At 61.6% G+C, this 22,614-nt stretch carries 19 protein-coding genes and 1 other RNA gene; 6 read left to right on the forward strand and 14 right to left on the reverse strand.

Annotated elements, in window-relative coordinates:
- Positions 1–58 precede the first annotated feature (58 nt).
- The 3 genes from CV013_RS01490 (at position 59) to CV013_RS01500 (ending at position 5,658) form a co-directional block, all read left to right on the forward strand.
- Complete coding sequence (locus tag CV013_RS01490; RefSeq protein WP_102153563.1) at positions 59–2,911, forward strand: valine--tRNA ligase; 2,853 nt, start codon at positions 59–61, stop codon at positions 2,909–2,911.
- A gap of 546 nt (positions 2,912–3,457) precedes the next feature.
- Positions 3,458–4,192 (forward strand): 7-carboxy-7-deazaguanine synthase QueE, encoded by a 735-nt coding sequence (locus CV013_RS01495; protein ID WP_102153490.1) that lies wholly within the window; start codon positions 3,458–3,460, stop codon positions 4,190–4,192.
- Positions 4,189–5,658, forward strand: a complete 1,470-nt coding sequence (locus tag CV013_RS01500) for an MATE family efflux transporter (RefSeq protein WP_102153491.1) — start codon at positions 4,189–4,191, stop codon at positions 5,656–5,658. Before CV013_RS01495 ends, CV013_RS01500 begins: the two co-directional genes overlap by 4 nt.
- Before the next feature lie 278 nt (positions 5,659–5,936).
- Here the strand turns inward: CV013_RS01500 and CV013_RS01510 are convergent, their stop codons facing one another.
- The 5 genes from CV013_RS01510 to CV013_RS01530 form a co-directional block, all read right to left on the reverse strand.
- Positions 5,937–7,613, reverse strand: a complete 1,677-nt coding sequence (locus CV013_RS01510) for an ATP-binding protein (protein ID WP_102153492.1) — start codon at positions 7,611–7,613, stop codon at positions 5,937–5,939.
- A 96-nt stretch (positions 7,614–7,709) separates the two neighbouring features.
- Positions 7,710–8,429: a TIGR02186 family protein gene (locus CV013_RS01515; protein ID WP_102153564.1), complete on the reverse strand. Its 720-nt coding sequence runs from the start codon at positions 8,427–8,429 to the stop codon at positions 7,710–7,712.
- 32 nt (positions 8,430–8,461) lie between these two features.
- The gene (locus CV013_RS01520) at positions 8,462–9,379 is read right to left on the reverse strand and encodes a sulfite exporter TauE/SafE family protein (RefSeq protein ID WP_102153493.1); all 918 of its coding nucleotides are present in this window, start codon (positions 9,377–9,379) and stop codon (positions 8,462–8,464) included.
- 46 nt (positions 9,380–9,425) lie between these two features.
- A complete protein-coding gene (locus tag CV013_RS01525; protein ID WP_102153494.1) occupies positions 9,426–10,562 on the reverse strand; it encodes a YML083C domain-containing protein in 1,137 nt (378 codons plus the stop codon).
- Positions 10,559–11,959 (reverse strand): glycosyl transferase family protein, encoded by a 1,401-nt coding sequence (locus tag CV013_RS01530; protein WP_102153495.1) that lies wholly within the window; start codon positions 11,957–11,959, stop codon positions 10,559–10,561. The genes CV013_RS01525 and CV013_RS01530 overlap by 4 nt, the downstream gene beginning before the upstream one ends.
- 95 nt (positions 11,960–12,054) lie before the next feature.
- Between CV013_RS01530 and nhaA the strand changes: the two genes are divergently transcribed.
- Positions 12,055–13,287, forward strand: coding sequence for a Na+/H+ antiporter NhaA (nhaA, locus tag CV013_RS01535; protein ID WP_102153496.1), 1,233 nt, complete (start codon positions 12,055–12,057; stop codon positions 13,285–13,287).
- 320 nt (positions 13,288–13,607) lie between these two features.
- On the opposite strand, the gene nhaD is transcribed toward nhaA, so the two are convergent.
- The 3 genes from nhaD to CV013_RS01550 form a co-directional block, all read right to left on the reverse strand.
- Positions 13,608–14,918, reverse strand: a complete 1,311-nt coding sequence (gene nhaD, locus CV013_RS01540; RefSeq protein ID WP_102153497.1) for a sodium:proton antiporter NhaD — start codon at positions 14,916–14,918, stop codon at positions 13,608–13,610.
- Positions 14,919–15,006: 88 nt separating this feature from the next.
- Positions 15,007–15,444 carry a VOC family protein gene (locus tag CV013_RS01545; protein WP_102153498.1) on the reverse strand — a complete coding sequence of 146 codons (438 nt, stop codon included), beginning with the start codon at positions 15,442–15,444 and terminating at the stop codon, positions 15,007–15,009.
- Positions 15,445–15,576: 132 nt separating this feature from the next.
- A complete protein-coding gene (locus CV013_RS01550) occupies positions 15,577–16,551 on the reverse strand; it encodes a TorF family putative porin (RefSeq protein ID WP_102153499.1) in 975 nt (324 codons plus the stop codon).
- A 327-nt stretch (positions 16,552–16,878) separates the two neighbouring features.
- Here CV013_RS01550 and CV013_RS01555 point away from each other — a divergent pair, with 327 nt between their 5' ends.
- Positions 16,879–17,637, forward strand: coding sequence for a metallophosphoesterase family protein (locus CV013_RS01555; RefSeq protein WP_223805353.1), 759 nt, complete (start codon positions 16,879–16,881; stop codon positions 17,635–17,637).
- Positions 17,638–17,685: 48 nt separating this feature from the next.
- On the opposite strand, the gene rnpB is transcribed toward CV013_RS01555, so the two are convergent.
- From rnpB to CV013_RS01575, 4 genes are all read right to left on the reverse strand, one after another.
- Positions 17,686–18,099: RNase P RNA component class A (rnpB, locus tag CV013_RS01560), an RNA gene on the reverse strand.
- Positions 18,100–18,148: 49 nt separating this feature from the next.
- Positions 18,149–18,514 carry a carboxymuconolactone decarboxylase family protein gene (locus CV013_RS01565; RefSeq protein WP_102153501.1) on the reverse strand — a complete coding sequence of 122 codons (366 nt, stop codon included), beginning with the start codon at positions 18,512–18,514 and terminating at the stop codon, positions 18,149–18,151.
- A gap of 77 nt (positions 18,515–18,591) precedes the next feature.
- The gene (locus CV013_RS01570; protein ID WP_102153502.1) at positions 18,592–19,299 is read right to left on the reverse strand and encodes an N-acetylmuramoyl-L-alanine amidase; all 708 of its coding nucleotides are present in this window, start codon (positions 19,297–19,299) and stop codon (positions 18,592–18,594) included.
- Complete coding sequence (locus tag CV013_RS01575) at positions 19,299–19,943, reverse strand: histidine phosphotransferase family protein (protein ID WP_102153503.1); 645 nt, start codon at positions 19,941–19,943, stop codon at positions 19,299–19,301. Before CV013_RS01575 ends, CV013_RS01570 begins: the two co-directional genes overlap by 1 nt.
- Before the next feature lie 164 nt (positions 19,944–20,107).
- Between CV013_RS01575 and purU the strand changes: the two genes are divergently transcribed.
- Entirely contained in the window at positions 20,108–20,983 is an 876-nt protein-coding gene (gene purU, locus CV013_RS01580) for a formyltetrahydrofolate deformylase (RefSeq protein ID WP_102153504.1), read from the forward strand.
- A 9-nt stretch (positions 20,984–20,992) separates the two neighbouring features.
- On the opposite strand, the gene CV013_RS01585 is transcribed toward purU, so the two are convergent.
- Entirely contained in the window at positions 20,993–21,382 is a 390-nt protein-coding gene (locus CV013_RS01585; protein WP_102153505.1) for a M67 family metallopeptidase, read from the reverse strand.
- Between the two features lie 13 nt (positions 21,383–21,395).
- Entirely contained in the window at positions 21,396–22,595 is a 1,200-nt protein-coding gene (locus tag CV013_RS01590; protein ID WP_102153506.1) for a low temperature requirement protein A, read from the reverse strand.
- Positions 22,596–22,614: the final 19 nt, after the last annotated feature.

Genomic DNA, 22,614 nt, shown 5'->3' on the forward strand with positions numbered 1-22,614 from the left:
TTTCGCTTGCACATGGGCGTTGCGCCTCGCGCGCAGCGCTGGCAAAGCGCCCGGCATCATGACCAGCGAGCTCGCCAAGACATTCGACCCGGCCCCGATTGAGGCACGGTGGTACCAGCACTGGGAAAGCACGGGCGCCTTCCGGCCCGAGCGCCCCGACGCGCAACCTTTCACAATCGTCAACCCACCGCCGAACGTTACGGGCTCGCTTCACATAGGCCATGCCCTCGATAACACTCTTCAGGACATTGTGATCCGGTACGAGCGTTTGCGCGGTAAAGATGCCCTGTGGGTCGTGGGTGTCGATCATGCCGGAATCGCCACACAAATGGTGGTCGAACGCCAGCTGGAGGCGCGGCAGGACAAGCGCACCAATTACACCCGCGAACAGTTCGTGGACAAAGTGTGGGAATGGAAAGAGGAAAGCGGCGGCCAGATCACTGGCCAGCTCCGCCGCCTCGGCTGTTCGATGGACTGGAGCCGCGAACAGTTCACGATGGACCCGCATTTCACCAGGGCGGTGATCAAGGTGTTCGTCGATCTTCATGCCAAGGGCCTGATTTATCGCGACAAGCGGCTGGTGAACTGGGATCCGAAACTGAAGACCGCGATTTCCGACCTCGAAGTCGAAACGCGCGAAGTCAAAGGCAGCTTCTGGCACTTCAAATATCCGCTGGCCGATGGCGTCACCACCGCCGATGGCAAGGATTATCTGGAAGTCGCGACCACGCGCCCCGAAACCATGCTGGCCGATATGGCCGTGGCGGTGAACCCGGCGGACGAACGTTTCGCCAGCGTCGTCGGCAAGGACATCGTCCTGCCGATCACTGGCCGACGTATCCCCGTGGTGGCAGACGAACACGCCGATCCTGAGCTGGGATCGGGCTGCGTCAAGATCACACCCGGCCACGATTTCAACGACTTCGAAGTAGGCCGCCGCGCCGGTTTCGCTGCGGCGGACATGCTCAACATGCTCGATGCCGAAGCCAACGTTTGCCAGACGGCAGACGGGTTGGTGCCCGCCGAGTTCATCGGCCTGCATCGCTTCCGCCGCGATGGCGAGGATGGCGCGCGCGAACTGGTCGTCGCGCGGATGAAGGAACTCGGCTGCCTGATCCCGCATGTCACCACCGACAAGGAAGGCAACGCAGTCGAACACGATGCCGAACCGCGCACGATCCAGACCCCGTTCGGGGATCGCGGCGGGGTAGTGATCGAACCCTGGCTGACCGATCAGTGGTATGTCGATGCCGAAAAGCTGGCCGGCCCGCCGATGCAGGCAGTGCGCGACGGCAAGATCGAAATCGTCCCCAAAAGCTGGGAAAAAACGTTCTTCAACTGGATGGAGAATATCCAGCCGTGGTGTGTCAGCCGCCAGTTGTGGTGGGGGCATCAGATCCCTGTGTGGTATGGCCCGGCTAGAAATGGCGAGGAACCTGACGAACACGCAGTTCGGCCAGTACCATTTGTGGCAACAAGTGAAGAAGATCTGCTTCGGCAGGCAAGCGATTATTACAATAAGGAGATTGGCGAATTCTTGGTTTTCAATGGAACCGAGGATTATCTCCGCGATGGCCCGTCCCTCGATAGGATGTTGAAAACAGAGCTAGTTAGAGACGACGACGTCCTCGACACATGGTTCTCCTCTGCATTGTGGCCGTTCGCCACGCTGGGCTGGCCCGACGACACCGAGCTGCTCAGGAAGCACTACCCCAACGATCTGCTGATTTCCGGCTTCGACATCCTGTTCTTCTGGGATGCGCGCATGGCGATGCAGGGCATCGAATTCATGGGCGAAGTGCCGTGGAAGCGGCTGTACCTCCACGGCCTCGTCCGGGCGGACGACGGCAGCAAGATGTCGAAATCGAAAGGCAACGTGGTCGATCCGCTGGGCCTGATCGATGAATACGGCGCCGATGCGCTGCGGTTCTTCATGGCGGCGATGGAAAGCCAGGGCCGCGACATCAAGATGGATAAGAGCCGGGTCGAGGGATACCGCAACTTCGCGACGAAGCTGTGGAACGCGACCCGTTATTGCCAGTCCAACGGCATCGGTGCGAGCGACACGCTGGCCGCGCCCGAAAGCCGCCTCGCCGTCAACACATGGATCATCGGCGAAGTCACCGAATGCCTTGAGAAGCTGGATGCGGCAATGGCCGATCTGCGCTTCGATGCGGCGGCGAACACCGTCTATCACTTTGTATGGGACCGGTTCTGCGACTGGTATCTGGAGCTTATCAAGCCGGTGCTGGGCGCGGAGGAGGATTCCCCCGCCGCCACCGAAACCCGCGCCGTGGCCGGGTGGGTACTCGATCAGATTCTGGTGATGCTGCACCCGTTCATGCCGTTCATCACCGAGGAACTGTGGCACGCACAGGGCGAACGCGCTTACGATCTGATCGTCGCCAAATGGCCCGATCCGCGCGCCAGTGTCGATCCGGCGGCAAAGGCGGCCATCGACTGGGTAATCGACCTGACCACCGCCACCCGCGCAGCGAAGAACGAACTCGGCATCGCGCCGGGGGCCAAGCTGGAAGCATGGGTCGCCAATCCCTCCGACGTGGCGACGCGCACGATCGAACGCAGCGCGGCAGCGATCGAACGCCTCGCTCGCCTGACTCCGCTGCACGTGGGCGAAGCACCTGCCGGGGCCGCGATGCAAGTGACCGCGGGTGACGACGTGTTTGTGATCCCGCTGGAAGGCGTGGTCGATATCACCGCGGAAAAGGCCCGGCTGGAAAAGGCGCTGGCCACTTCGGAGAAAGAGGCGAAGTCGCTCGAAGGGCGGCTGTCCAACCCCAACTTTGTCGAACGCGCCAAGCCCGAAGCGGTGGAGAAAGCCCGCGCCGACCACGCCGCCCATTCGGCAGAGGCGGAACGGCTGAAGGCAGCGCTGGCCCGACTGGGGTAACTGTTCAGCCCCCGCCACGACAGTTGCGATGGGTGGGGGCGTCGGGCGATAGTTTGTCACACGAAGGCACGGAGTGGGTTTGGTTCGGGGGTAGGGGGCCGCACTGCCGGTGGCTGGCCAATACTGTTGCGCGCCCCTCGTCATTGCGAGGAGCGCAGCGACGTGGCAATCCATCGCCTGCCCTCGCCCCCGCCACAACCGCTGCGATGGGCGAAACCTTCCCGCAATCGATTGCTTCGCTACGCTCGCAATGACGAAGGGTGGGTTGGTGTGTAACGGGTGGAGTACTGAACGGGCGCCAGCCTGAGGGCACTGCGCCTCCAAGCAGAACACGCCACCCCGCACCCTTGCTTCCTCCCACATCCGCAAACCATTTTCCTAATCCCGCGCGCTGTGCGATGGGGCGGGGATGACCACCTTCGCCCGCCGCTATCGCCACAATGGACCGGGACCATCCGCACCATACGGCCCGGGGCAGGTTTTTCTTCTTCAGGACAGTGTAACATGTGTAACACTCGTTCAGCCTCACCCTGCAAAGGCTGAACGATGAAGCTGGTACTGGCGACACAGGCACCGGGCGAAGCGGAGATATTCGCTTCGCTGCAGGGCGAAGGGCCAAGCATGGGGCAGCCGAGCACTTTCGTGCGGCTGAGCCGCTGCAACCTCGCCTGCCAGTGGTGCGACACCGCCTACACCTGGCGGTTCGCAGGCGACAATCGCCCGCACCGCGATGCTGTCGATTTCGACCGCAAAGCCAACCAGTTATCGCTGGAGGTGGCAGATGTGGCCGAACGGATCGCCGCGCTGGCCCCGCGCCGCCTCGTCATCACCGGGGGAGAACCGCTGTTGCAGGCGGGCGCGCTGGCCGAACTGGCCGGCTTGCTGCCCGATCACCGGGTCGAGATCGAAACCAACGGCACAGTCGCCCCGCCCGCACGGCTCGATATCCATGTCGATCAGTACAACGTCAGCCCCAAGCTGGCGCACAGCGGCAATCCCGCCGATCTGGCGCTGGTGCCCGAACGGCTGCACCACTGGGCAGGCGAACCGCGCGCGTTCTTCAAGTTCGTGATCGCCACGCCCGACGATGTGGACGAAGCGACAGCGCTGGTCCGCGCATACCATATCCCACCCGCCCGCGTGTTCCTGATGCCGGAAGGGACCGACAGCGCCACTTTGCGGGAACGCGAACGCTGGCTCGCGGCTTTGTGCCTGCAACACGGATATCGCATCAGCGACCGGCTCCACATCCACCTCTATGGGGATACCCGCGGCACATGACCGACACGGTGCAATCCACTCCGCCGCGCAAAGGCGGTCCGCGCGATCTGACCAGCGGGCCGGTGCTGAAAACGCTGATCGCGTTCAGCTTGCCGACGCTGGCGGCCAACCTGCTGCAATCGCTGAACGGGACAGTCAATTCGATCTGGGTCGGGCGGCTGATCGGCAATGCCGCGCTGGCGGCAACCGCCAATGCCAATATCGTGATGTTCCTTGCCTTTGCCGCGATCTTCGGGCTGGGCATGGCTGCTACGGTCAAGATGGGGCAGGCGTTCGGCGCGCGGCAAGTCGATGCCGCACGGCGCACGTTCGGCACGGCAGTCGGGCTGTGTCTTGCACTGGCGCTGATGGTCGCAGTGCTCGGCTGGATTTTGGCACCTGCTCTGCTCGATCTGCTCGGCACACCGGGCGATGCCTACGATCTGACGCTGACGTATCTCAGGATCATCTTCGTTGCGATCCCCGGCGGGATGCTGTCGGTGATGATCGCAATGGGCCTGCGCGGAGCGGGCGATGCGAAAACGCCGTTCCTGTTCATGGGCCTGTCGGTAGTGCTCGACATCGCACTCAACCCGCTGCTGATCGCAGGGGTCGGTCCGATCCCGGCGATGGGCATTGCCGGTTCCGCCACGGCAACGGCAATTGCCGGCTACGTCTCGCTGTTCGCGCTTATCGCATGGCTATATGCGAAAGACCTGCCGCTGCGGCTGCGCGGGGCAGAGCTGGTGTATCTCATCCCGCGCCGGGAAGAGCTTGGCTATATCGTCACCAAAGGGGTGCCGATGGGGGCGCAGATGCTGCTCATCTCATCGGCAGGCATTGTCATGGTCGGGCTGGTCAACCGCGAAGGGCTGATCGCCACAGCTGCCTATGGCGCGTCGCTGCAATTGTGGACTTATCTCCAGATGCCCGCGATGGCGATCAGCGCCGCAGCCAGCGCGATGGCAGCGCAAGCCATTGGCGCAGGGCTGACAGAAGTGCGGCTGGATCAGATCAGCCGCGCGGGGATCGTCACCAATCTGGTGCTGACCGGGGTGCTGACTGCGCTGCTGCTGCAGTTCGACCGGGCCGCACTTGTGCTGTTCCTCGGGCCGGATAGCCCTGCGGTGCCGCTGGCCCGCCATATCCAGTTCCTCGCCAGCTGGAGCTTCATCCTGTTCGGAGTAACGATCGTGCTGTTCGGCACGATGCGCGCAGGCGGCGTGGTATGGACGCCGCTGGTGATCCTTGGTCTGGCGATGTTCCCGGTGCGGCTGGGCTTTATCGAGATCATGCGGCCCACGCTGGGGCAGGATGCGATCTGGATCGCCTTCCCGGTCGGATCGCTGGTGACGGTGCTGCTGGCCGCACTCGCCTACACCCGCCCCGGCTGGCGCAGCAAAGCCCGCGCGATCAGCCCGCAGGAAGCAGCCGAAGAAGTGCAGGCCGATGGCGAACCGGTGGGGCGCTTTGTCCCCGACATCTGACGGCTGCGCGGCTTAGGCTCAGGACCCATCACTGGTGCCATTGAGGTTTGAAGCAAAATGGCTCAGCGCAAGGAGAAAGGGCGCAGGAATATGTCAATATTTCAAGACCTTTCGACGCAGCGATGGGCCATTTTGGTCAAATCCCTGCGGGATGTCCAGATGGCTTCCATCTCAGGCCAAACCGCCCTTGGAAAGGCATATAGCCTTCCCGGCAGGCTGTTTGGCGCGATATGTTCGCCATTTGGACGCCTCAACGGCGCCAGTGATGGGTCCTGAGCCTAGCCGCCCTGCGAACGCCAGCGCTGGACGATACGGTGAACCCGCTCCTCCTCGCCGCCGGACTGGCGCCACAGATCGACGAAACTGGGGTCTTCCGACGCGGGGCGCTTGGCCTCTTCCAGATTGTCGAACGACACGCGAACTGGGATCGCCACACCTTCGCCGCACACAATGCATTCGCGGTTCCGCAGCGCCGGGATCGAATCGAGAAAACCGCGCGCCCCTTCGGGCATCGCCGCCTTCACGAACGACTGGTCGCGCTCGTTGTTCAGGCGCATCGCGATGATCGTGCCGCACTGCGACAGCACCCCTTCGGCAAGGTCGCTTGGCCGCTGCGTGATAAGGCCCAGGCTGATGCCGTATTTGCGCCCTTCCTTGGCAATGCGGCTGAGAATGCGGCCGACACTGGAATCGTCGGCATGTTTCTCGCTCGGCACGTATCGGTGGGCCTCTTCGCAAACCAGCAGGATCGGGCGCGTCTTCTCATCCCGGCCCCAGATGGCAAAGTCGAACACCAGACGGCTCAACACCGCAACCACAGTGCTGGTGATGTCGGACGGAACGCCCGACACGTCGATGATCGAAATCGGCCTGCCGTCGCCCGGCATACGGAAGATGCGGCACAGGAAATCGGCCATCGTATCGCCCACCAGCATGCCGGAGAACATGAACTGGTAACGCGGATCGGCCTTCAGCTCGTCGAGCTTGGTCTTCAGCCGCATATAGGGTGCGGTGTTGGTCGATTTGTCGAGCTTGCCCATCTCGTTCTGGATCTCGTTCGAGAGGTCCGAGAGGAGATAGGGGATCGGGCTGTCGACCGTGATCTTGCCCATGCTTTCCGCCAGCCGGTTCTTCGACCGGGCGCGCAGCAGGCATTTGGCGAGAATATCGGCATCGACCTGCCGGTCATTGCCCGTGCGGGTCAGCAGAACTTCGCAGTGCTCTTCGAAGTTCATCAGCCAGTACGGCATCTGCAGGTTGCTGACGTCGAGAACCATCCCGTTGTTTCTGAACGCAGCGGCATATTCGCCGTGAGGGTCCACCATTACGATATGCCCTTCCGGCGCCGCTTCGCAAATACGGTGCAAAATCAGCGCGGCGCTGGTCGATTTGCCGGTGCCGGTCGAACCGAGCAGCGCGAAATGCTTGCCCAGCATGGCATCGACATACAGCCCGGCGCGGATATCGCGGGTGGGATAAACAGTGCCGATCGGGATCGAAGTGCGACCGTCCGACGCGTAAATCTGGCGCAAGTCGGCAGTCGTTGTCGGATAGACGTATGCACCCGATATCGGGTAGCGGGTAACGCCGCGGCGGAATGCGTGAATCCGCCCCGTCAGCTTCTCTTCCAGCCCTTCGCCCAGAAAATCGACATCGGCGATGATCCCGCCGTTCTGCCGCCGATCCTGCTTCTGATTGCGAACGCTGGCGAGCAGCCATGCATTGCCGACCCGAATCTTGACCTGATTGCCGACTTGTCCGGCCAATGCCACCGAAGGATCTTCATCCTTCATGCATTCGTTCAAACGCTGGAGATCGAGCGCGATCTGCGACCCGGCCCCCGCAACGTCCAGCAAAACGCCAATCGGCTGCGAGGCATTGTCTTCGCCATCGCCCAGAAGATGATCGGTAGAGGCCGCCTGTTCGCGAAGCCCCGGTGCACTCATGTCGGTCATTCTCGAACCTGTCCCCAATTGGTTCCCCCGACGCGTATCTAGAGGAGACAGGGTTAAGATGCGGTCAACGCCGGTCAGGCTGCCGCTGAGGCGGCATCAGCCCATCGCGAACAACCGGCCTGCGATCCAGCCCATCGCGGTGGAGAGAGCAACCGCCAGCAGCCCGTACCAGAACGACCATATCTGGGCGAACACCTCGATAAACCGTTCGAAGCCCACTTTCCGCACATCGACTTTCGCGATAGCGGACGAGACGACACGACCATCGGAAATAGCAAAGGTTTCTGCGGTATATGTCCCGGTTTGCACGCTGGAAGGCAGCGCGATGCGCGCCTGATACAGCACCCCTCCGCTCAGCTTCACACCGTGCATGTCTTCCTTGTAGAGACCCTTACGACGCTTCAGATCGACCAGACCGCTGGTGAAGCGAACCTGCTCTTCCGGGTTGATCGTACCCGATGGGGATAGCTGGATGTAATCGTTACCAAGCTCGTAAATCGCTGCGGTACGATCATCGACGATATCCTTCACCGGGCGGGAGGCAGCGACCGCGAAGAACGACGGGGCAGAGCGGAAATCGGTGCTGTCGGCGTTGACCCAGATGCCGCCGATCCGGCTCTTCTCGCGAATACGCACCGCTTCGGTCGGCCCCTTGAGCACCACGACGATATCGTATCCCCGTGCCGCCCGTGTCCCTGCCGGGTCGAGCACTGCGCCGAACAGCAGCAGATTGGTGCCGGTGAACCCCTGCTGCACCTGAATTTCGTGCTGGCTCACTTCCGGCACCAGTATCGGTTCGCGTGCCGCAGTCAGCATCAGCAATGCCGCGAACAGGAAGCCGATGCGGATCACAGCGGGATCACCGTGAATATCTCATCCGGTCGCACGCTCAGACCATAGAGCATTCGCAAGGCGATCAGCAGCACGATGGCGGCGAGGATGAAACGCAGCGATTCAGGCTTGGCCTTCTGCGCCAGCATCGAGCCGAGTTGAGCGCCCGACACCGAACCAAGCAACAGCAGGGCGGCAAGTACGATATCGACCGCCTTCGTCGTCAACGCGTGCATCATGGTCGATACCATCGTCACGAACATGACGTTGAACAGGCTGGTGCCGACCACAACACCCGCGCTCATCCCCAGAATGTAGAGCATCGCCGGCACGAGGATGAAGCCGCCGCCCACCCCCATCAGCATCGTCAGAATGCCGACGAACATGCCCAGCAGCAACGGCGCCAGCGGCGAGATATACAGACCCGAGCGATAGAACCGCCAGCGCAGTGGCAAGCTGGCAACCAGTGGGTGATGCCGCCGCTTGGCCGCGCGCGGACGCCCTTCGCCAGAGCGGTTGGCCTTGATTGCGCCCCATGATTCCTTGGCCATCAGCGTGCCGATCGTGCCCAGCAGGACGACATAGAGAATATTGATCGCAGTATCGATCTGGCCAACGGATTCGAGGAAGTTGAACAGCAAGGCCCCCAGCCCGGTGCCAAGGACACCGCCAACCACGGTGACACCGCCCATCTGGTAATCGACACCGCCCCGGCGGCTATGCGCGATAACCCCCGAAACGCTGGCCCCGGTCACCTGTGTCGTAGCGGAAGCGGCCGCGACAGTGGGGGGAATGCCGTAGAAGATCATCAGCGGCGTCGTCAGGAAACCGCCGCCCACTCCGAACAGGCCCGACAGAACGCCCGTAAGCGCGCCGAGCAGGACGATAACCAGCCCGTTGACCGACAGGTTCGCGATCGGGAGGTATACGTCCATAGCGAATCCCTAGTCGCATGGTGCGACGGTTGGAAGTGCCGTGTGATCAGAAACCCGCAGAAAGCGTTACGGCAACGCCATCTGGCGGGTCTGCGTCACCTGCCAGTTTAAAACGGTAGTCCAATGCCAGACGCAAGGGAACCGGCCCGGTATCCCAGTTCACAGCCACCGATGGACCGATATCGAGCCGCCCCGCACCGCGCTGCACCCCGCCCGATACACCGCCCCCAACGAACAGGCGCGCAGTGGATGTAGTGATCGCTTCGCGTTCGGCCCGCAAATGGCCATCGATAAACGCCGTGGCGTACCCTCCCCCTACGTAGCCCGACTGGAGATAGCCCGTTGCCGTTCCGCCGAGCGGAAGTTGTGTCGCGGGCAATTCCGCAACAACGGCGAGAGCCGGGCGTACCTCGGTTTGGCCGCCCTGATCGAATACGCGCATTTCGGCCTGTATCTGCAAGGGCACGTCGGGCAGCGGCTTCCCCCCGATGCCGATCGCCAGCTCGCTCTGGCGCGGCTGATCGGGGGTGGCGGTCAGCCGGGTATAGAGAAATGGCCGATGGTCGTCGCGCGATAGCGCACGGCGCAGCACGATCCCGACCTGGCTGCCTCCATACGTCGACGGACGGTTGCCGCCGGACGCGAACCGTCGCGACGACGCGGTCGGGCGATAGAAAACCCAGCTATCGATTCGCCAGAGCGGCACTTGCGCCGCTCGGTGCGCGGGCTGCGTTGCATGAGAGGTCCGGGCCGCTGGTGAAACACGCTGCTGCTGCCGCAAAGTCGCCGCGCGCTGCTGGCGATGTGGAGAACAGGCCGGACATAAGGCCGGTGCAGTGCCGACAGCGACGGGGGGCGTATCGGGCGCAATGCGCCCCCGCACCGCCATCGGTCTTGTGGTTGCCCGCCATTTCGATCCGATGGCCACGCGCCTGTTCGGTGGCGCCATTCTCTCAGGGCTGCCGACAGGACTGCCAATCGGGGATACCATCACGAAGGGGATGTCATCTGGCACGCGGGGGATTGGCGGCTGGGCATATGGCACCGATCCGGCGGGCAGATGTGCTTCATCGGTCGGCCAGTTCCACACGACAAGACGAATGGAGATCCACACCGCCAGCAACCCGGCAAAGGCGACGATCGGCCTGCCGCGTCGCTGCGGCACGCGCCGCGATCCCGTCATGCCGTGGCCCTGGCATCGGGCATATCCGGGTGAACCCGATGGCTGGTCTTGTCCCAGCGCGGCGCATGTCCGCGTAAAGTCCGCAGATAGCTCCACAGAGCGCGTCGCCCGGCCATAATGGCGATAATGTTCGCCACCGGGATACGCAGCAATGCGCGCCCCCCTTCTGCCAGACCATATTCATGTGCAGTGAAGCCGAAGCGGAAAATGGCCCGCCAGATCACCCCGAACAGCATCAGCCAGAGGAACGCGCGCATCGCTGGAGAAGGCAACGTGGCTTCCGGCGGCCAGTTCACACCCACCAGCCCAAGAGCCAGCACCACTCCGTTCCATACGATTGTCAGATAGGCCAGTACCAGCGCCAGCGCCGCCAGCGGCCCGCGCCGGTCACGCATCCGCATCCACATATCCAGCATGGTCCGGCCCCAACCAAGCCGATCCCACGACTGGAAGGATATCCCCTGAATCCAGCGGGCCTTCTGGCGCACGGCCATGTCCAGACAGCTGGGAAAGGCAGCACGTGTCGCCACCAGTCGGCCATCCGGCGTACGGCACCGCAAAAACCGGCTACGCCCGCCCAGAGCGGCAATTTCGAGGCCAAGTGCATAGTCTTCGGTAAGGCTATCATCATCGAACGGACCATCCATTCCGCGCCGGGCAGAAAGCCTGCCCAGCATTGGCCGGGCGATGGCACAGCCGACCCCCGCCGTTGGAATGCCTGCCCCGATCGCATCGCGCACCAACATCGTCTTGGTATGCGCTTCGGCAAATTCCTCGCAGTAATGCGAACCGATCCAGCGTGAATCGGGCAGTGCAGCGGGGATCACCGGCAATTGCACCAGCGTGCATGTATCCATCGCCCGATCGAACACGCCCATAGCGGCCCGATCCACCATATCTTCGGCATCGTGGACCACCACCATGCGGAACGACACGCCCGATCGCCGTTCGTCGTCGCACAGCGCACGATAGAGGCGATTAAGGCAATCGGCCTTTGTCGTGGGCCCGGTATGATCGGTCATCACCAGCCGGATACGCGGATCACACGCTGCAACCTGCATCACTGCATCGATAGTGGCCGGATCGTTCGGGTAACATCCGACATAAATAGTCAGTGCATCGTGGCCCCATTGTTGCGTCATATGGCGCAAGGTGGGCCCGATTACCCGGCTTTCCCGCCATGCAGCAACGAATACTGCGGCCTTTCCCGACAAACTCTCATCGAACCGATCGGATACCCTTATTGCGCGGGATTGCCCTCGCCTCTTCATAACAAGACGAAACCATATTAAATCTATTATGAGTTCGTCAATAAAACCCAAAACAAATATTATAATGGACAACACTGATAATTCATATATAAAAAAGCATACAACAGAAATTAATGAATTAAACATTTCTTATTTATCATTTAGGCGAATCATTACTTATCCATCTAAAGGCGCAAGCTTCCGCTTGCAACGAATGATACAGTTCTCCAAAGACAGCATTCATGTCCAAACATCGCAGCCCGCTCGCCGCCGTTGTCGCCCCGGTAAAGGCCATCACCGTTGCCCCGGTGAAAGCCCTGTTTGTGTCCGATGCTCGCGAAGGCATCCTGCTGATTTTGGTGGCAATTGCCGCGATAATCATCGCCAATTCGCCGCTGGCCCATGCCTATCACGCGCTGTTCCATGCGACGCTGCCATTCACGCCGGTGCCCAAGCTGGATAATTTGCACCTGTGGATCAACGACGGTCTGATGGCGGTGTTCTTCTTCGTCGTCGGGCTGGAGGTGAAGCGCGAGCTGGTCGAAGGCGATCTGTCGAATCCAATGGCCCGCCGCCTGCCCGTGCTGGCCGCTGCAGCCGGCATGGCAATCCCGGCCCTGATTTACATACTCGTCGCCGGTGATGATCCCGTTCTCGCGCGGGGCTGGGCCATCCCGGCGGCAACGGATATCGCGTTCGCGATGGGCATCGTCGGCCTGCTGGGCAACAGAGTGCCGCAATCGCTGCGCCTGTTCCTGCTCACGGTCGCGATTGTCGACGATATCGGCGCAGTGGCCATCATCGCCTTGTTCTACACCGCACAGGTCAAGACCATGTGGCTGATTGCTTCGGTCGCTGTCGTGGCGATCCTGGCGGTGATGAACATGCGCCGGGTCGATAACCTGATGGTATATGCGCTGGCAGCGATCGTGCTGTGGGTCTGTGTGCTCAATTCCGGCGTCCACGCCACCATCGCCGGGGTTGTTGCCGCACTGATGATCCCGATGCGTAATCGCAAAGGCAACCCGCTGCTGGTCAAGGCCGAACATGGGCTGGCCCCTTGGAACGCCTATCTCGTGGTTCCCCTGTTCGGTTTCGCGAACGCCGGGGTCGATCTGCGCGGAATTGGGCTGGACGGCTTCTTCGCGCCGCTGCCGCTGGCCATTGCCGGCGGGCTGGTTCTGGGCAAGCAGGCCGGTATCCTTAGCGCGATACTCGGCGCCAAGTGGCTCGGCATTGCCAAGCCACCGGCGGGTGGAACATGGATGCACATCTGGGGTGTGGCCGCATTATGCGGGATCGGCTTCACGATGAGCCTGTTTATCGGCACGATGGCATTCGCCAACAACAACGAATTGTTCGAGCAGGCGAAACTGGGCGTGCTGACGGGCACGTTGATATCGGTCGCAATTGGTTACACCCTCCTGCGTCTGGCGCCACAGGTCGATGCCAATGAGGGCGCGAGCAAAGACTGACCGCCTCGGCGGGTTCTCCCTCCACCCTGAGGCCCGCCCCTGAGTGCTCGCCCCTGAGTGCTCGCCCCTGACCTCAGGGCCCTGAGTGCCCTGCTGTCCTACACGGCGGGCAACTGGCATGACGGGGCATGGTCAGCGCACATGATATCGGGGCAATTGCATCCAACTACGATCGGCTTACGCACTCATGCAAAGGCCTGACTTTTTCCGCTCAGGACAGTGTAACATGTGGTCCATGTCTCACTCCGCAGCGAGGAGCGGCGGGCTATCCGGCCATCACCTATTCAGCCGGAAACGGCACCGGCGATGCCATCGCCGGTTCAGCCTCCGGCCACTCTCACCAGCGCCTCGGTTTCCAGCAGATAGATGCTCGCCCCGGCAAGATAGCCAAGAATTGCCAGGGGGCTGAACTTGCGGAGATACCACAGGAAATCGATCTTCTCGATGCCCATTGCGGCAACACCCGCAGCAGAACCGATAATCAGAATCGAACCACCCGTACCAGCGCAATAGGCCATGAATTCCCACAGGAAGCTGTCCTGCGGGTAAAGGTCCATCGGGTACATACCCATCGCCGCAGCCACCATCGGCACGTTATCGACGATGGCGCTAACTGCGCCGAACACCATCACGATCACATCCAGCCTGCCGATCTCTGTATCGAGCCACTGAGCCACACTGGCCAGCACCCCGGCATGCTCCAGTGTCGCCACCGCCAGCAGAATACCGACGAAGAAGGTAATGGCGCTCATGTCGATCCGCGCCAGCGCGTTGACGATTGTCACCTGCTGCCGTTCTTCCCACGGTTTGTCGCGGTGCATCAGATCGCCCACCGCCCACACCAGCCCCAATCCGAACAGGATGCCAAGGAACGGCGGCAGATGGGTAATCCCCTTGAACACCGGCACCGCCAGCAATGTGCCCAGCCCCAGCGCGAACATCACATTGCGTTCGAGAGCAGGGGTTTGGTAAATCGGTTCATCACCGGCGCCCACTGTCACGGGATCGGGTGCGACGACCTTCCGCCCGCGCAGCCAGTAACTGACGATCATCAGCGGGACGAGCATGTTGATAAGGCTCGGCAGGATCAGCTTGCTGGTAATCGCAGCGGTGGTCACTTCGCCGTTGATCCACAGCATCGTGGTGGTCACGTCGCCAATCGGGGACCACGCACCGCCTGCATTGGCGGCGATCACCACCATGCCGGTCACCAACAGGCGGTCCTCCCGCTCTTTCAGCAGCTTGCGGACCAGCGAGACGATCACGATCGTCGTCGTCAGGTTATCGAGCGCGGCCGAAAGGAAGAACGTGACGAACGAGATGAACCACACCAATGTGGCCATTGTCTGCGCTCGCATACGGGATGTGATGACGGCGAAGCCATCATGGGCATCGACCACCTCGACCACTGTCATCGCACCCAGCAGGAAGAACGCGATCTGCGCGGTATTGACCAGCGATTCGGACAGGTTCTCGTCAACGACATCCGGGCTTGCCGAAGCAAGGGCGTAAACGGTCCACAACAGACCTGCCCCGATCAGAGCAGCCGCGGATTTGTTGACGCCGGTGGGTTCTTCCAGCGCGATGAATATGTAGGCGACAATGAAGATCAGGACGAGCGTGGTTACCATAGCCGCGCCCTTCGCAAATTCGCCGCGCTAAAGCCAGCGCAAGCGGCCCGTTTGCGACCAAAGTCGCCCGCGAGCCGCCTCCCCCGGATTACCAGGTGCCGGTGTTTTCCATGCTTGCCCAAGGCTCTTGCGGAGGGAGATGGCCATCCTGCAACAGCTCCACTGAAATACCGTCGGGCGATTTCACGAATGCCATATGCCCGTCGCGCGGCGGACGGTGAACCGTATGCCCAGCATCCATGATCCGCTGACAGGTCGCATAGATGTCATCGACGCGGTAAGCGAGATGGCCGAAATTGCGACCGTTATCATACATTTCAGGGGCGGAACCGTCTTCGGGCGGCCAGTTGTACGTCAGCTCAACCTCGGCAACGCCCTCTTCCCCCGGCGCGGCAAGGAAGATCAGAGTAAAGCGCGCGGCTTCGACGTCGAAGCGGCGGACTTCTTCCAGACCGATCAGATTGAAGAACGCAATCGTTGCATCCGGATCGGTCACACGAATCATAGTGTGCAGGAACTTTGTCATGGGGATACCTCCATTTCACCGCCCCCATCGCAGCCAACACCCCTGCCAGACAAGCCCCATGCGAATGAGGCATCAATAAAAACGGGGGGCACAATGGCCCCCCGTTCCCCCCTTAAACGCTGTCAGTCGGGATCAGAAGCTGACGCCCAGCGTGCCGACAATCGTGCCATCGGTGAAACCGTCGTCCACACCCAGCGCCTTCGCCTGGGGTGCTTCGACGCCGATGTACGACACACCGATTTCCAGCTTGTCGAGTACAGTCATGCTCGCCCCGATGGACCAGTCCCACGCTGTCTTGTCGGTGCTGAGCCCGGCGGTGTAATCCGGTGCGAGCGCCCCGCTGGTGTATCCGAGGTGGGCCGAAAGCGACACGGGCGTATTGGGAATGCCGACGCCCAGTTCGCCATGCAGATAGAGGTTGTCGTTTCCGCCCAGCGAGTCCTGCTTCCAGGCATAGTTGATGCCCAGGCTTGCCTCGACCGGCCCCAGCGTGGTGCTGACGGTGGCATAGGGTTCCCAGTAATCGACCGGGTCGAAAGCACCGTCGTTGGTCGGATAGACGAAATAGACCATGCCGATGTCGAACGTGACGCCATCGGAGACATCGCCGCTCCACCCGGCAATCAGATCGAGCTCCATATTGCCGTAAGACGCGCCGCCTGCAAGTGACGAAGCCCATGTGCCGACATACACGCCGCTGTCGTGGGTGACTGTGATGCCGCCCTGAATCGCCGGATCGCCCGCCGAAAGCGATGCGCCGCGGAAGCGGTAATCGGTCACCAGCGTTACGCTGCCCGATACGGTAAGGCCGGTTTCGCCCGCCTTGTTGCTGTCTTCGACCGGCTGGCTGGTGCGGATAACCGCACCCGATGTTTCAAGCGATGCAGCGGTATCGACGGAAGACAACGCATCGCTGTCGAAAGAAATGGCGCCGATAGCGCCGGTCGCAGCCGGAGTGGCATTCAGCGACACAGAATCGAGCGACGACACATCGACCGATGTATCGACAATCGCTCCACCGTTGTCGGACGCCAAAGCGGGCGCTGCGATGAGGGCGGACGAACTGAGAATCGTTGCAGCGGCAAGGCTGCGAATGGACGTGAGCATGGCAAACTCCTTTAAGTTTGTGCCTTCGTCCCTACCTGCGTATCCACCCGTTCCCATCTTTGATTGCGGAAATCTGCGGTAAATGCACAATAAATGTGCATGGACATGCTGCACCGCACAAGAAAAATGTCGCTACCTTTCGTAAATCACCTGCATAGTGTTGATTTTAGGCATCAGGGGGTGGTTCATTCCTGCGTCAGCCATTGCCCGCCATCGGGCTCTCGCCTATGTGGCGCCTGCGTGCTGCGCGCGCAAAGCACTTCCGGCCCAATCGTTATGCTATCATCTCTCCGTCGCCTCTTTCGTCCTGATACTCCTGCCTCGGCGATGACCGCCGTTCCGGCGGGCACACGCTATTATGCGGTGGGCGATATCCACGGGCAACGCGCGCTGTTCGATGCGTTGCTGGACGCGATCGCTCAGGACGATGCCGCCCGTGCGCCTGCCGATACACGCATTGTGCTGCTGGGCGATCTGGTGGACCGCGGGCCGGATAGCGCCGGGGTCATCGCCCGCGCCCGCCAGCTACAGGCGGAACGCCCCACCACTCTGCTGGCCGGCAATCACGAGGAAATGTTCCTCTCCGCATTCGAGGATACTGGAATGCTGCGCCATTTCCTGCGCCACGGTGGCCGGGAAACGGTGATGAGTTATGGTGTGAAGCGCAAGGAATACGACAACGCCACGCTCGATGAATTGCAGGACATCATGCACAAGGTCATCCCGGAGGAAGACCGCGCCTTTGTTGCCGCATTCGACACGCACCATCTGGCTGGCGATTATCTGTTCGTCCATGCCGGGATCGCGCCCGGCGTTCCTCTGGAACAGCAGAAGCGCCATCACCTGATGTGGATCCGCGAAGAATTCATCACCTATGATGCGCCGCACGAACACATGATCGTGCATGGCCATACGATCAGTGCCGAGGTCGACGCGCGCGCCAACCGGATCGGCATCGATACCGGTGCCTATAACACCGGCCGCCTGACAGCTCTGGCGCTGGAGGGGACATCGCGCCGCACGATTCAGGCAGTCAAAGGCGAAGACGGCGCGATCACGATCGAAACGGAATCCCTCTGCGCCTGATACTTACTGGCGTAGCCGGTTAATATGCAGATGTGAAATGCAGGCACAGGTGTCAGGGGGCCTGTAAGCCGGGTTCTGTACCGCCGACGGTATCCGAACATGCCGGACCGTATCGGCAGTGGCAGCCATTCATCTGGGCGACGGATTGCTCCGTGCGCTCAAGCAGCCAACCCGGGCGGGCGGGTCCGAAACAGACCTGCCCCGCTTTCGCGAAGGCGCGCCGCCCCTATTCGGCCTTGCTCCGGGTGGGGTTTGCCATGCGGGCCCTGTCACCAGCGCCCCGGTGCGCCTTTACCGCACCCTTTCACCCTTGCCTGTGAGGTTTCCCTCCATCGGCGGTATACTCTCTGTGGCACTTTCCCTCGGCTTGCGCCGGGCGGGCGTTACCCGCCACCCTTGCTTCGTGGAGCCCGGACTTTCCTCGACACGGGTTACCCCGCACGCGGCTGCCCGGCCCCCTGACGGAGCGGCATATAGTGGCACACGTGCCTGCAGGGAAGAGCGTCTGGCGCTACTCTGCCGCCTTGTCGGCATACTGATCGTATGCTTCGAGCGCCTGAGCCGCATACATCGCGCTCGGCCCGGCGCCCATATACACCGCCAGCCCCATAGTTTCGGCAATCTCTTCACGTGACGCGCCATGCTTCCGCGCACCTTCGACATGGAACGTAATGCAGGGATCGCACCGTGTCGCCACTGCAATGGCCACGGCCAGCAATTCCTTGGTCTTGGCATCAAGAGCGCCGCCTTCGTGTGCCGCAGCCCCCATGTCGCGAAACGCCTTCATCACGCCCGGCGCACCCTTGTGCAGTTCGCGTATCGCGGGAACGAGATTGGCGGCCATCGCGGGCCAGTCCTTGAATTCGGTATGTGCCATCTTTCACTCCTTCACATCTGTTGTTGCGTAATGTCTCACCGGACGCACGCGAGAACATTGATTTGAATCAAGAATGTTCAGCGCGAAAGGCCGCGATCGCGGTCGAGCAACAACTGGAAAAGGATCGCGCGCACCTGACCATCGATCTGGCCGTCGATCCGCTCTGGCCGCCAGCGGCGCTGGAACGCCTCCACCACTTTGTGCCCGTCGGTGATGTCGTACCCGAACCGTTCGAGCGCGAGATAGAACGCCGCATCGTTATCGAACGGATCGCCCCGCTCCAGCTTTTCCGGCTTGGGCAGGCAAAGGCCATATTCCGCCAGCCGGTCCCACGGAAACAGCTCCCCCGGATCGACCTTGCGCGCGGGGGCCACATCCGAATGCGCCACTACGTTGGCGCGCGGGATATCGTAGTGTTTCACGATCCGCGCCAGCAACGGCACAAGCGCGTCGATCTGAACATCGCTGAACGGACGATAGCCAAGCGCGTGGCCCGGATGGTCCAGTTCAATCCCGATACTGGCCGAATTCACATCGCGATGCCCACGCCAATACGATTGCCCGGCGTGCCATGCGCGCTGTTCTTCCGGCACCAGACGGATGACTTCGCCCGCCTCGCTGATCAGGTAATGCGCGCTGACTTCAGCCGCCGGATCGCATAGCCGGTCGAGCGCGACCTCCGCATTTTCCATTTCGGTATAATGCAGCACGACCATCGAGATCGGCAGCTTACGCTCGTTGCAATTGGGCGACAGCCGTTCGCGATGGACAAGCTCGTCGGCCATCAACCCTCCGGCAACACTGCGCCGAGCACGAGCGCATCGTCATGCAACGCATATTGCAGCCCGCCACCAGCTCGCTCCGCCAGCAGGGCCAGCATATGGGCCGCCGCAGTGCGACTGGTTATCTGGCTACCATCGAGATTCCCCTCCAGCGCCTCGCCAATGGATTCGTCGAAGGCGATTTTCGGGCCGGCCGCGCGCACAACGATTTCGCTGGTGCCGTCGCGCAGTTCCGCGCCGATATCCAGTGTCCCGCCCCGCACCAGCGCATCCAGCCCGATTTGCGCCAGATTGAGCAGCACTTTGACCGCCGACTTGGGTAAGCGATCAGCGGAAAGCGCCCAGTGCACTTCGACGCGTTTGGCCGACGCGACCAGCGATTCGATCACCGATTTCGCTTCGTCCACCGGCACGGCTTCCCCGAAACCGCCAGCGGCCCCGAATGCGAGACGAAAGAACTTGAGTTTATCGGCAGTCGTCCTCGCGCTTTGTTCGAGCAGTTCCATACATCGCTGGCGCATTTCCGGATCGCGCTCGTCAGCCAGCAATTCCAGCCCGTTGTTAAGCGCACCCACAGGCGACAGCATATCGTGGCACAGGCGAGAGCACAGCAAGCTGGCGAGATCGAGAGCGTCGGTATCGTTCATTTGAAGTCGTCGTCTCCTGACGATTGGAGCATTTGGTGAACAATCCTTAAACGAACTTTCGCGTCGTTCCACCCGCAGTTTCTGTTCGATGCGACATCGCGCCCCGCTTGCATGTAGAAATTCTTGGTTGCGGGCCGCTCGTCTCCCGGCAACTACTCCTCCTCATGGACAATTCGTGCGAAGACAAATCATATATTCTGGCCCTCTCGTGCAAGGATCAGGTCGGCATTGTCGCCGCGGTCAGCGCGCACCTGGCCGCCCACGATGGATTTATCCTCGATAGCCAGCAATATGCCGACCTTGCTCTCGGCAGCTTTTTCATGCGGGTCGAATTTGCCGGAGCGGGGCCGGCATTTCCCGACAGGATAGAACAATTGCGCGACGGATTCGCCCCTGTTGCCGCGCAGTACGGGATGCGTTGGGAACTCGTCGCCGCGGCAGAGCGTCCGCGCGTGCTGGTCGCTGTATCGAAGGGCAGCCATTGCCTCAACGATCTGCTGCACCGCTGGCGCACGGGCAACCTGCCGGTGGACATCGTCGGGGTCGTATCCAACCACCCGGATCTGCGCGATCTGACCGAATGGCACGGAATCGCGTTTCATCATCTGCCGATCGGCCCCGATGGCAAGGATGCACAGGAGCAGAAAATCCTCGCCCTGCATGAAGAACTGCGGGCCGATTATCTGGTGCTTGCGCGCTATATGCAGGTGCTGTCCTCCACCACCGTCGACAGGCTGGCGGGCAAATGCATCAACATTCACCACAGCTTCCTGCCCAGTTTCAAAGGCGCGCGGCCCTATCATCAGGCCCATAGCCAAGGCGTGAAGCTGATCGGCGCGACCGCGCACTTCGTGACCAGCGATCTGGATGAAGGGCCGATCATCGAACAGGATGTCGAACGGGTGGATCACCGCGCCACGCAAGACGATCTGGTGCGGATCGGTCGCGATATCGAAGCGCGGGTGCTGGCCCGCGCTGTTCGCTGGGTGGCGGAACGGCGGGTGTTCCTCAACGGAGTGCGAACTGTCGTGTTCCGGTAGGCGTCGGCTCTACCCGATACGGCAATCGACGGCAGCGAAACCATCTGGCAGATCGCGCCACCAGCGCACTTTCCCCTGCCCGAAAATCGCCCACACCCGCCCGTCGCCCGATGCCATCGCTGCATCGGTGGCGGATGGTGCAGGTGGCCCATGCGGGTGGGAATGGAAGTATCCCACCACGTCCGGCCCGCCCGCGCGCGCGGCACGGTGCGCGTCGATCAGCGCCTGCGGATCGATCTCGAAATGCGTCGCGGGCGAAAGGTGGACATTGGCGGTAGCGACTATGGTGTGAACATGCGCGCCTTCGCCTAGCAGCAGGCCGCAGGCTTCGTTCGGATGCGCTTCGGCTGCCAGACGGATCATCCGGTCGTACAGGTCGCCACTCGCAGTTATACCCATCGCCGCTTGTCGCTCAACTCTCTGCACGTATCCGGCGACGTGCCCGCGTGGCCATCACGCTGCGAACGAATACCGCCAGCACACTCAACACTGCCATACTTTCCAGCGCAGCAGGCATCAGCGCGCCTGCAATCAGCACCAGCACAGCGAATACAGGAAGAACCGCGCGGGCACCGCCGTCAAGCACGAACCGGTCGCGCACGAACCACAGCCCGGCCATGTAAAGCGCCAGTGGCAGAGCCACTGCGATATCGCCCGCCCGCAACGGGATGTGAGCATGGCCGGTGACGATATCGACCAGCACCCCAAAGCCTGCACCGACAGCGGCGGTCGCCGCGAAGGGAATCAGGTGGCCATAACCCCACTGGAAATGCAGACCTTCATGCTCGGTATGAACGCGCAAGTGATCGTCGCGCGAAAAATAGAGCCACCACATCGCAAACGCGATCACCAGCGATGCCAGCGCCACATGCAACAATGGCGATGTCAGCCCAATCTCCTCGCCCCCTTTGGCCAGCGATGCCGATCCTGCCAGCAGGATTTCCCCCAACAGGATAATCATCAGCAGGCCATACCGTTCGACGATATGATCGTCATGCCAGGGGGTCATGCCGGCCCTCTCGGCATAAACCGGAACCATCAGTTCGGTGACAGCGGCTAGCGCCAGTACCGCAAAAAACACCGCCGTCCCCGGCACCAGCAACCATGCAAGCGCCACCCACAGCACCTGCGCGACAGCGATACCGGCAGCGTAGCGATGAGCGGTCGTCGCATGCGACGGGTCGTTGCGCGCCGCGATCAGCCACAGAGCGATCATTCCGATCCGCATCACGACATATGCCATAACCGGCAAAGTAATATCCAGCCCATCGAAGAAACGCGGAACCGACGCGGCCAGCCACAGAAACCCGAACATGATCCAGAACGTCAGCAGTCGATAGATCGGGCCATCGTTGTCATAGGCCGAGGCAAACCAGGTGTAGTTCATCCATGCCCACCAGATCCCGAAAAACGCCACCATGAAAACGGGCAACGCCTGCATGGTGTGCCCTTCCGCTATTCCGTGGTGCAGGCCCACAGCGGCAGACGCTATCGCAATCACAGTCACCAGATCGAAAAACAGCTCCAGCGGTGTTGCTGCACGATGCGTTTCATGCGGGTCGCGCGGACCGAAAGGCCTGTAATCGAACAGTCGCCCCTTCACTTCGCTCATGCCATTCCTTCCTGCGGCA

It is taken from the genome of Tsuneonella flava, assembly GCF_002870965.1.
Classification (GTDB): Bacteria; Pseudomonadota; Alphaproteobacteria; order Sphingomonadales; family Sphingomonadaceae; genus Tsuneonella; species Tsuneonella flava.